Below are 9677 nucleotides of genomic sequence, written 5' to 3'. Positions count from 1 at the left end.
GGCGGTAGGCTTGCGCTTGGCGGCCGCCTTCTTGTCGCCGGTTTTTTTCTCGATCTTTTTCTTCTTGCTCCCGGCCGCCTTGCCCGAGGCCTTGACCTTCTTCGGCCCGGTGTAGGTGCCCTTCACTTCCTTGATGACGCGGCGCTCGAACTGCTGCTTGAGGTAGCGCTCGATGCTGGACATCAGGTTCCAGTCATTGTGGGTGATCAGCGAGATTGCCAACCCTTCACCACCGGCACGCCCGGTACGGCCCACGCGGTGCACGTACTCGTCGCCGCTGCGCGGCATGTCGAAGTTGATCACCAGATCGAGACCGTCGATGTCCAGGCCACGGGCCGCCACGTCGGTGGCCACCAGCACCTTGGAGCTGCCCTGCTTGAAACGCTCGATGGCCAGCTTGCGGTCCTTCTGGTCCTTCTCGCCGTGCAGTACGAAGGCCTTCACATCCTTGGCCACCAGGTGGCCGTAGATACGGTCGGCCAGGGCGCGGGTATTGGTGAAGACGATTGCCTTGTCGAAGGTTTCATTGGCCAGCAGCCACTGCACGATCTGCTCTTTGTGCTGATCGTGGTCGGCCGTGATGATCTGCTGGCGAGTGCCTTCGGCCAACTGCGAGACACTGTTGAGCATCAGGTGCTCCGGGTCTTTCAGCACCTTGCCGATGATGTCGCGCAGGGCCGCACCGCCGGTGGTGGCCGAGAACAGCAGGGTCTGCTCACGGTTCTCGCACTCCTTGCACAGACGCTCCATGTCTTCGGCGAAGCCCATGTCGAGCATGCGGTCGGCTTCGTCGAGGATCAGCACCTGCACGTGGGACAGGTCGAGGTTGCCGGCGTTGAGTTGCTCGAGCAAACGGCCCGGGGTGCCGATCAGCACGTCCGGCACCTTGCGCAGCATGGCGGCCTGTTCCTTGAAGTCTTCACCGCCGGTGACCAGGCCCGCCTTGATGTAGGTGAACTGCGAGAACAGCTGCACCTGCTTCAGGGTTTGCTGAGCCAGTTCGCGGGTAGGCAGCAGGATCAGCGAACGGATTTCGACGCGCCCGCCTTTCAGGTCGACCAGGCGGTTGAGCAGCGGCAGCACGAAAGCTGCCGTCTTGCCGCTGCCGGTCTGCGCGGTCACGCGCAGGTCACGCCCTTGCAGGGCCAAGGGGATGGCCGCGGCCTGCACCGGGGTTGGCTCGACAAATTTAAGCTCGGCCACGGCTTTAAGCAGGCGTTCATGCAGGGCGAATTGGGAGAACACGGAGGTAACCTCAGGCAAGTGCGGGAAATTCAGTTGCATAGGGTAACGTTTTCTGCCGCCTTAGCCGAATTTCTTTTGGCAACTTTGTCGCCATCCGCGCTCTAATGGCACCTCGTTTCGCAACAAGACTGTATGCAAGCCCATGGATATCCAACAAATCTGGCGTGATTCCCTCGACCTGTGGGGCACCCTCGACCAACACCCCATGCTGCACGCGGCCATCGGCCTGGCGGTACTACTGCTCATCTCCCTGGTCATCGGCCGCCTGGCACGCTTTCTGATGCTGCACGGCGCGCGCCTGCTGGCACGCCAGCCGGCACTCAAGTGGCTGGACGACCTGCGTCACAACAAGGTCTTCCACCGCCTGGCGCAGACCACCCCGTCACTGGTGGTGCAGTTTGGCCTGAAACTGGTACCGGAGCTGTCCGATACCGCCCAGCACTTCCTGGGCAACGTCGCCCTGGCGTTCACCCTGCTGTTCATGACCATGGCGCTGTCGTGCCTGCTGGATGCCCTGCTCGACATCTATGCGCGCACCGAACACGCCCGCACCCGCTCGATCAAGGGTTATGTGCAGCTGGCCAAGATGATGCTGTGGATCTTCGCCTCGATCGTCATCGTCGCCACCCTGATCGACCGCTCGCCCCTGCTGCTGCTGTCGGGCCTGGGCGCTATGTCGGCGGTGCTGCTGTTGGTCTACAAGGACACCCTGCTGTCGTTCGTCGCCAGCGTGCAGTTGACCAGCAACGACATGCTGCATGTCGGTGACTGGATCGAAATGCCCCAGGTTGGCGCCGATGGCGACGTGGTGGACATTACCCTGCATACGGTGAAGGTGCAGAACTTCGACAAGACCATTGTCTCCGTGCCCACCTGGCGCCTGATGAGCGAGTCGTTTCGCAACTACCGCGGCATGCAGCAATCCGGCGGCCGGCGGATCAAGCGCAGCCTGTTCATCGACGCCGCAGGTGTGCGCTTCCTCACCCGCGAGGAGGAACAGCGCCTGTCCCAGGTCAGCCTGCTGGGCGACTACCTGGCCGGCAAACGCCAGGAGCTGCAAAGCTGGAACGAAGCGCTGGGCCCTGTGGCCGAACTGTCGGCAAACCGGCGCAAGCTGACCAATATCGGCACCTTCCGCGCGTTTGCCCTGGCCTATCTGAAAAACCACCCCAATGTGCACCCGAACATGACCTGCATGGTGCGGCAGATGCAGACCACCGCCGAGGGCGTGCCGCTGGAAATCTACTGCTTTACCACCACCACGGTGTGGGCGGACTACGAGCGCATCCAGGGGGATATCTTCGATTACCTGCTGGCGGTGTTGCCGGAGTTTGGCTTGAGCCTGTATCAGCAGCCGAGTGGCAACGACATGCGCGTGGGGTTGGCCGGGCGCACGGCGGCAGAGCCGATGCCGCGACGCCTTGAAGAAATGAGCGAGGCTTGAGATTGGGGGGCTGCTGCGCAGCCCATCGCGACACAAGGCCGCTCCTACACTGGGCGCGCAGCCATGCAAGCCTGCGCAATAGCCCGTTCCGCCTACGGCCTTAGAAGTCCACCTTGCCCCGCCCCGCCTTGACCGTACTGCGTCTGGCCTTCCCTTCGAGCCGGCGGGTCTTCGAGCCGAGGGTGGGCTTGGTGGGGCGGCGTTTCTTTTCGGTCTTGCCGGCAGCGATGATCAACTCGGCAAGGCGTGCCAAGGCATCCGCGCGGTTCTGCTCCTGGGTACGGAACTGCTGGGCCTTGATGATCAATACGCCATCGCCGGTGATGCGGCTGTCCCGTAGCGCCAGCAGCCGTTCCTTGTAGAACGCGGGCAGCGATGAGGCGCGTATGTCGAAGCGCAGGTGCACCGCGCTGGACACTTTGTTGACGTTCTGCCCACCCGCGCCTTGGGCACGGATGTAGCTCAGCTCGATGTCCGTATCCGGCAGTTGCACACCGTTGGAGAGGGTCAGCATGTCAGGCCTTGCCAGCCAACGGCGTTCGCCCACGGCCACCCAGGCGGCTCAGCCATACCGAAGCGATGATGATCGCACCGCCAATGAACAGCCGCCCCAGTGGCTCGTGCTGGTTCCAGATCAGCAGGTTGAGCAGCAGCCCCACAGGCACATGCAGGTTGTTCATCACCGCCAGGGTAGCGCCGGATACCAGGCACGCACCCTTGTTCCACCAGTACAGGCCCAGCGCCGTCGGGCACAACCCGAGGAACAGCAACACCAGCCATTGCACATCGGTACTCGGCAGGTGCTGGGCATTGCCGAACAGCAGGAAGGCCGGCAGCACCACTAGCAGGGCGCCGAGGTAGAAGTAGCCAAAACGGGTGTAGTGCGGCAGGTCGCTGGGGTTGCGTGCGACCAGGTGGCGGTACAGCACCTGGCCGGCGGCGTAGGTGAAGTTGGCCAACTGCAGCAGCAGGAAACCGGTAAAGAACTCACCGCTGATGCTGTCGAAGCGGATCACCGCCGCGCCAGCCACGGCCACCAGCGCGGCCAGCAATGCCCACGGGTTGAAACGCCGGTTCATGGCGTCTTCGATCAGGGTTACATGCAATGGCGTGAGGATGGTGAACAGCAGTACTTCCGGCACCGTGAGCACGCGAAAGCTCAGGTACAGGCAGACGTAGGTGATGCCGTACTGCAACGCACCGATCAGCAGCATCGAGCGCATGAAGCGCGGCTCGACCTGGCGCCAGCGGGTCAGCGGCAGGAACACCAGGCCGGCCAGCAGCACCCGCGCGAGCACGGCGAAGTAGCTGTCGACGTGCCCAGCCAGGTACTCGCCGATCAGGCTGAAGGAAAACGCCTGGATCAGCGCGACGATTATCAGGTAGCCCATGGTTGTCTCTCGTGAATCAAGGCGGCGACCTTAGCGGGTTGCAGGCTTTGTGATCAACCATGAGGAATGTGGGGGCTGTGCCGGCCTGTTCGCGGGCTTGCCCGCTCCCACCGGTATATCACCGCACCTGAGCCCTGTGATGTACCTGTGAGAGCGGGCAAGCCCGCGAACAGGCCGGCACAGCCATCCACAAAACACCAGGCATAAAAAAGCCCGGCCACCAAGGCCGGGCAGGTACACCCAAAGGAGCAAAAACAGGTGTCAGGGTTGGGAATTCGATAACGCTCAGGCCACCGCCGCCAGTTTGGCCTTGGCCTGGTTGAGGCCCTTTTCGTGGAACTCGCCGCTCATGTTCAGGCCCTCGGCATGGATGAAGTCGACATCGTGAATACCGATGAAGGCCATCACCTGCCGCAGATACGGTTCCTGGTGGTCGCTGCTGGCACCGGCATGGATGCCGCCACGGGCGGTCAGGACAATGGCGCGCTTGCCGGTCAGCAGACCTTGCGGGCCAGTCGGGGTGTACTTGAAGGTGATGCCGGCACGCAACACATGGTCCAGCCAGGCCTTCAGAGTGCTGGGGATGGTGAAGTTGTACATGGGGGCAGCCATTACCAGCACATCGGCCGCCAGCAATTCGTCGGTCAGTTCGTTGGAGCGGGCCAGGGCCTCCAGCTCGGCAACGCTGCGCTGCGCTTCGGGCTTCATCCAGCCGCCCAGCAGGTTGGCATCCAGGTGCGGCACCGGGTTCAGCGCCAGGTCGCGCAGCGTGATCTGATCGGCCGGGTGGGCAGCTTGCCAGTGCGCAATGAAGTCCTGGGTCAGCTGGCGGGAAACGGAATCCTGCTGGCGGGCGCTGCTTTCGATGATCAGTACGTGGGCCATGAGCGGTGCCTCCATCGGCAAAAGGGTTGCGATTCGATGGAGGTGAGATTAAGGCTTGACCTATCGATAAAAAAGCGTAAAAAGTGGGTTCAACCTATCGATTAATCAGTTTATTCCGCACTGCATTGCACGGCAATGCGCAGCTTGATGATCTGCCGGTTGAATTTGGCCGTGACGTCGGCGCTTTTCCCGGCCGCTACGTTCACCCGGCGCACCCGTGGCGCCTCCGGGCCATTACGGAAGGTCACCTTGCAGGCCGCCGCGACCTGCCCATAGTTGTTCAGGGTAATGGCGCCGATGTCGTAGGCGGTGTCGTAGGCGGTGTAGTCGAGCTTGACCCCGTCCAGGTGCTTGTCCACATCGATGGGATAAGCCATGGCCCCGAGGGGCAGGCACATCAATATTGCCGCACAACATTTCTTCATGGCCGCTCTCCTTGCAAAGAGCGCAGCTTAGGACAACAGGAGCGAAAGATGAAAGCGCCGCGCGTAACCCTTGACCAGTGGCGGACCCTGCAAGCAGTGGTCGACCATGGCGGGTTTGCCCAGGCCGCGGAGGCCCTGCACCGCTCGCAATCTTCGGTCAGCTACACCGTGGCCCGCATGCAGGAACAACTGGGCGTGCCCTTGTTGCGCATCGACGGCCGCAAGGCGGTGCTGACCGAAGCCGGCAGTGTGCTGCTGCGCCGCTCGCGCCACCTGGTCAAGCAGGCCAGCCAGCTCGAGGACCTGGCCCACCACATGGAGCAGGGCTGGGAGGCCGAAGTACGCCTAGTGGTCGACGCCGCCTACCCCAGCGCCCGGCTGGTCCGCGCGCTGGCCGCCTTCATGCCGCAAAGCCGAGGCTGCCGCGTGCGCCTACGTGAAGAAGTGCTGTCGGGCGTGGAAGAAGTGATGCACGAAGGCATCGCCGACCTGGCCATCAGCAGCTACAGCATCGGCGGCTACCTGGGCGCCGAGCTGAGTGCCGTGGAGTTCGTTGCCGTTGCCCACCCCGAACACAGCTTGCACCGCCTGGGCCGTGAACTGACCTTCCAGGACCTGGAAAGCCAGCTGCAAGTGGTGATCCGCGACTCTGGCCGGGCCCAGCCACGCGACGTTGGCTGGCTGGGTGCCGAACAGCGCTGGACCGTCGGTAGCCTGGGCACCGCCGCCACCTTCGTCAGCAGCGGCCTGGGCTTTGCCTGGCTGCCCCGGCACATGATCGAGCGCGAGCTGCGCGAAGGCGTACTCAAGCCTTTGCCGCTGGACCAGGGTGGCAGCCGCCACCCACTGTTCTACCTTTATTCGAGCAAGGAAAAGACCCTGGGCCCGGCCACGCAGATTCTCATCGATTTGCTGCGCAACTTCGACACAGCGCCGCTGGACGTGCCCTTCGCAGCCCCCCCACAAGCTTGAAAGGACCGCGCCCATGGCCTACTTCGAACACGAAGGATGCACGCTGCATTATCAGGAATACGGCCAAGGCCAACCCCTGGTGTTGTTGCATGGGCTGGGCTCCAGCAGCCAGGACTGGGAGCTTCAGGTGCCCGTGCTCAGCCAGCACTACCGGGTGATCCTCATGGACATCCGTGGCCACGGCCGCTCCGACAAGCCACAGGACGGCTACCACATTGCAACCTTCAGTGCCGACCTGCTGGCCCTGCTCGAACACCTGCACACCGGGCCGGTGCACTTCGTGGGCCTGTCGATGGGCGGCATGGTCGGCTTCCAGTTTGCCGTCGACCACCCTCAGTGGCTGCGCAGCCTGTGCATCGTCAACAGTGCCCCCGAGGTCAAGCGCCGCAGCCGCAGCGACTGGTTGTGGTGGCTCAAGCGCTGGGGCCTGGCACGCGTCCTGAGTGTCGAAACCGTGGGCAAAGGCCTGGCCGAACGGCTGTTCCCCAAACCCGAGCAGGCCGCGCTGCGGCAGAAAATGGCCCAGCGCTGGGCGCGCAACGACAAGCGCGCCTACCTCAAAAGCTTTGATGCCATCGTCGACTGGGGCGTGCAGGAACGCATCGGCCAGATCCAGTGTCCTACCCTGGTGATTGCCGCCGACCACGATTACACGCCGATACAACTGAAACAACGCTATGTCGCCCTGATCCCCAACGCCAGGCTGGTCGTCGTCGACGATTCCCGGCACGCTACACCCCTCGATCAACCCGAGGTCTTCAACCAGACCCTGCTGCAGTTCCTCGCAGCCGCTTCCACCCCTCAAGGATCTTTGAGCCCATGCTGAAAAAACTCCTGCTCACCGCCTGCTCACTCGCCTTCGCCACCAGCGTCATGGCCTCCGACAAGACCCCGCACGTGCTGCTGGACACCAGCTTCGGCCAGGTCGAAATCGAGCTGAACGCCGAGAAGGCACCGGTCAGCACGAAGAACTTCCTGCAGTACGTCGACAGCGGCTTCTACAACAACACCATTTTCCACCGCGTGATCCCCGGCTTCATGGTCCAGGGTGGCGGCTTTACCGAGCAGATGGTGCAGAAAGACACCAAGGACCCGATCAAGAACGAAGCCAGCAATGGCTTGCAGAACACCCGCGGCACCCTGTCCATGGCGCGCACCTCCAACCCGAACTCGGCTACCAGCCAGTTCTTCATCAACGTCGCCGACAACGATTTCCTCAACCCGGGCCGCGATGCCGGTTACGCCGTGTTCGGCAAGGTAACCAAAGGCATGGAGGTGGTCGACCAGATCGTCAACTCGCCCACTACCGTGAAGAAAGGCATGCGCGATGTGCCGGCTGACCCGGTGTTCATCAAGTCGGCCAAACGTATCGACTGACCGCAGGCTGCACAGGGACGTGCAACCGCCTGAAGGCAGGCTGGAACAGGAGTGTCGCTACCCATGCTGTACCGTCGTTTCGAGCAACTGATCGACATCTTCCGCGAAGCACCCACCGAGTCGCCGCCGAGCACCGTGTGGGCGTTCTACCTGTATTACCTGCGCCAGGTCTGGCCCAGCTTCCTGGCGCTGTTGGTGGTCGGCCTGTTCGCCTCGCTGATCGAGGTAGCGATGTTCAGCTACCTCAGCCGCATCATCGACCTGGCCCAGGGCACACCCAACGTCAATTTCTTCAGTGAGCACAAGGGCGAGCTGGCCTGGATGCTGGTCGTGATCCTGCTGCTGCGGCCGCTGTTCTTCGGCCTGCACGACCTGCTGGTGCACCAGACCATCAACCCCGGCATGACCAGCCTGATCCGCTGGCAAAACCACAGCTACGTGCTCAAGCAGAGCCTGAACTTCTTCCAGAGCGACTTTGCCGGGCGCATTGCCCAACGCATCATGCAAACCGGCAACTCGCTGCGTGATTCCGCCGTGCAGGCGGTGGACGCGCTGTGGCATGTGCTGATCTACGCGGTTACCTCGCTGGTGCTGTTCGCCGAGGCCGACTGGCGCCTGATGCTGCCACTGCTGCTGTGGATCGTCGGCTACATCGGCGCGCTGTGCTACTTCGTACCCCGGGTGAAAGAGCGCTCGGTGATCTCATCCGACGCCCGCTCCAAACTGATGGGGCGTATCGTGGACGGCTATACCAACATCGCCACGTTGAAGCTGTTCGCCCACACCGATCACGAGCAGCAGTACGCGCGCGAAGCGATCCGCGAACAGACCGAGAAAACCCAACTGGCCTCGCGGGTGGTTACCAGCATGGACGTGGTCATCACCACCCTCAACGGCCTGCTGGTGGTCAGCACCACCGGCCTGGCGCTGTGGCTGTGGAGCCAATCGCTGATCACCGTCGGCGCCATTGCCCTGGCCACGGGCCTGGTGATCCGCATCGTCAACATGTCCGGCTGGATCATGTGGGTGGTCAACGGCATCTTCGAAAACATCGGCATGGTCCAGGATGGCCTGCAGACCATCGCCCAGCCTGTCACCGTCACCGACCGGCCCAACGCCCCGGCCCTGAAAGTCAGCCGTGGCACGGTGCGTTTCGACAATGTCGACTTTCATTACGGCAAGGCCGGCAACGTGATCGATGGCCTGAACCTGGACATCCGCCCCGGCGAGAAAATCGGCTTGATCGGCCCTTCCGGGGCTGGCAAGTCGACCCTGGTCAACCTGCTGCTACGGCTGTACGACGTGCAGGGCGGGCGCATCCTGATCGACGGCCAGGACATTGCCGAAGTCAGCCAGGCCAGCCTGCGCGCGCAGATCGGCATGATCACCCAGGACACCTCGTTGCTGCACCGTTCTATCCGTGACAACCTGCTGTACGGCCGCCCCGGCGCCAGCGAAGCCGAACTTCAGGAAGCCGTGCACCGGGCCCGCGCCGACGAGTTCATCCCACAGCTCTCGGATGCCCAGGGCCGCAGCGGTTTCGATGCCCATGTGGGCGAACGCGGAGTCAAGTTGTCGGGCGGCCAGCGCCAGCGTATCGCGATTGCCCGGGTACTGCTGAAGAATGCGCCGATCCTGATCATGGACGAAGCCACGTCGGCGCTGGACTCAGAGGTCGAGGCAGCAATCCAGGAAAGCCTGGAGACGCTGATGCAGGGCAAGACGGTGATCGCCATTGCCCACCGGCTTTCCACCATTGCCCGGATGGACCGGCTGGTGGTGCTGGACAAAGGCCGCATTGTCGAGCTTGGCAGCCACAGTGAACTGCTGCAACAGCAGGGGCTGTATGCCCGGTTGTGGCACCACCAGACCGGGGGCTTTGTCGGGGTTGACTGACGCCTGTAATGGCCCTATCGCTGGCAAGCCAGCTCCCACAGG

Annotated in this window: 10 protein-coding genes; 5 read left to right on the top strand and 5 right to left on the bottom strand. The window is 62.9% G+C overall.

The genetic code is table 11. The features are described 5' to 3' along the window. The coding region (locus G1E_RS19085; RefSeq protein WP_047150016.1) for a DEAD/DEAH box helicase at positions 1-1284 on the bottom strand (1284 nt) is incomplete at its 3' end. A gap of 103 nt (positions 1285-1387) precedes the next feature. Between G1E_RS19085 and G1E_RS19080 the strand changes: the two genes are divergently transcribed. Further along, positions 1388-2689, top strand: coding sequence for a mechanosensitive ion channel family protein (locus tag G1E_RS19080; protein ID WP_009683094.1), 1302 nt, complete (start codon positions 1388-1390; stop codon positions 2687-2689). A gap of 100 nt (positions 2690-2789) precedes the next feature. Here the strand turns inward: G1E_RS19080 and arfB are convergent, their stop codons facing one another. From arfB to G1E_RS19060, 4 genes are all read right to left on the bottom strand, one after another. Then, a complete protein-coding gene (gene arfB, locus G1E_RS19075) occupies positions 2790-3203 on the bottom strand; it encodes an alternative ribosome rescue aminoacyl-tRNA hydrolase ArfB (protein WP_009683095.1) in 414 nt (137 codons plus the stop codon). Position 3204: 1 nt separating this feature from the next. Continuing rightward, entirely contained in the window at positions 3205-4080 is an 876-nt protein-coding gene (locus G1E_RS19070; RefSeq protein WP_029885894.1) for a carboxylate/amino acid/amine transporter, read from the bottom strand. 285 nt (positions 4081-4365) lie between these two features. Then, a complete protein-coding gene (locus G1E_RS19065; protein ID WP_009683098.1) occupies positions 4366-4965 on the bottom strand; it encodes an FMN-dependent NADH-azoreductase in 600 nt (199 codons plus the stop codon). Positions 4966-5075: 110 nt separating this feature from the next. Next, positions 5076-5390 (bottom strand): hypothetical protein, encoded by a 315-nt coding sequence (locus G1E_RS19060; protein ID WP_009683099.1) that lies wholly within the window; start codon positions 5388-5390, stop codon positions 5076-5078. 48 nt (positions 5391-5438) lie between these two features. On the opposite strand from G1E_RS19060, the gene G1E_RS19055 reads away from it, so the two are divergent. The 4 genes from G1E_RS19055 (at position 5439) to G1E_RS19040 (ending at position 9635) form a co-directional block, all read left to right on the top strand. Next, on the top strand, positions 5439-6362 hold the full coding sequence (locus G1E_RS19055) for a LysR family transcriptional regulator (protein ID WP_009683100.1): 924 nt from the start codon (positions 5439-5441) through the stop codon (positions 6360-6362). A 13-nt stretch (positions 6363-6375) separates the two neighbouring features. After that, positions 6376-7188, top strand: a complete 813-nt coding sequence (locus G1E_RS19050; RefSeq protein ID WP_009683101.1) for an alpha/beta fold hydrolase — start codon at positions 6376-6378, stop codon at positions 7186-7188. Beyond that, entirely contained in the window at positions 7182-7739 is a 558-nt protein-coding gene (locus tag G1E_RS19045; RefSeq protein ID WP_009683102.1) for a peptidylprolyl isomerase A, read from the top strand. Before G1E_RS19050 ends, G1E_RS19045 begins: the two co-directional genes overlap by 7 nt. A 63-nt stretch (positions 7740-7802) precedes the next feature. Then, positions 7803-9635 carry an ABC transporter ATP-binding protein gene (locus tag G1E_RS19040; protein ID WP_009683103.1) on the top strand — a complete coding sequence of 611 codons (1833 nt, stop codon included), beginning with the start codon at positions 7803-7805 and terminating at the stop codon, positions 9633-9635. Positions 9636-9677: the final 42 nt, after the last annotated feature.

Origin of the sequence: Pseudomonas sp. TJI-51 (genome assembly GCF_000190455.2) — a bacterium.
Classification (GTDB): Bacteria; Pseudomonadota; Gammaproteobacteria; order Pseudomonadales; family Pseudomonadaceae; genus Aquipseudomonas; species Aquipseudomonas juntendi.
This window is presented reverse-complemented; position numbering and strand designations above follow the sequence as displayed.

Bases quoted from the DNA above. Each gene is read 5' to 3' on its own strand.
- G1E_RS19080 (WP_009683094.1), top strand. From the start codon at position 1,388: ATGGATATCCAACAAATCTGGCGTGATTCCCTCGACCTGTGGGGCACC.
- arfB (WP_009683095.1), bottom strand. From the start codon at position 3,203: ATGCTGACCCTCTCCAACGGTGTGCAACTGCCGGATACGGACATCGAG.
- G1E_RS19070 (WP_029885894.1), bottom strand. From the start codon at position 4,080: ATGGGCTACCTGATAATCGTCGCGCTGATCCAGGCGTTTTCCTTCAGC.
- G1E_RS19065 (WP_009683098.1), bottom strand. From the start codon at position 4,965: ATGGCCCACGTACTGATCATCGAAAGCAGCGCCCGCCAGCAGGATTCC.
- G1E_RS19060 (WP_009683099.1), bottom strand. From the start codon at position 5,390: ATGAAGAAATGTTGTGCGGCAATATTGATGTGCCTGCCCCTCGGGGCC.
- G1E_RS19055 (WP_009683100.1), top strand. From the start codon at position 5,439: ATGAAAGCGCCGCGCGTAACCCTTGACCAGTGGCGGACCCTGCAAGCA.
- G1E_RS19050 (WP_009683101.1), top strand. From the start codon at position 6,376: ATGGCCTACTTCGAACACGAAGGATGCACGCTGCATTATCAGGAATAC.
- G1E_RS19045 (WP_009683102.1), top strand. From the start codon at position 7,182: ATGCTGAAAAAACTCCTGCTCACCGCCTGCTCACTCGCCTTCGCCACC.
- G1E_RS19040 (WP_009683103.1), top strand. From the start codon at position 7,803: ATGCTGTACCGTCGTTTCGAGCAACTGATCGACATCTTCCGCGAAGCA.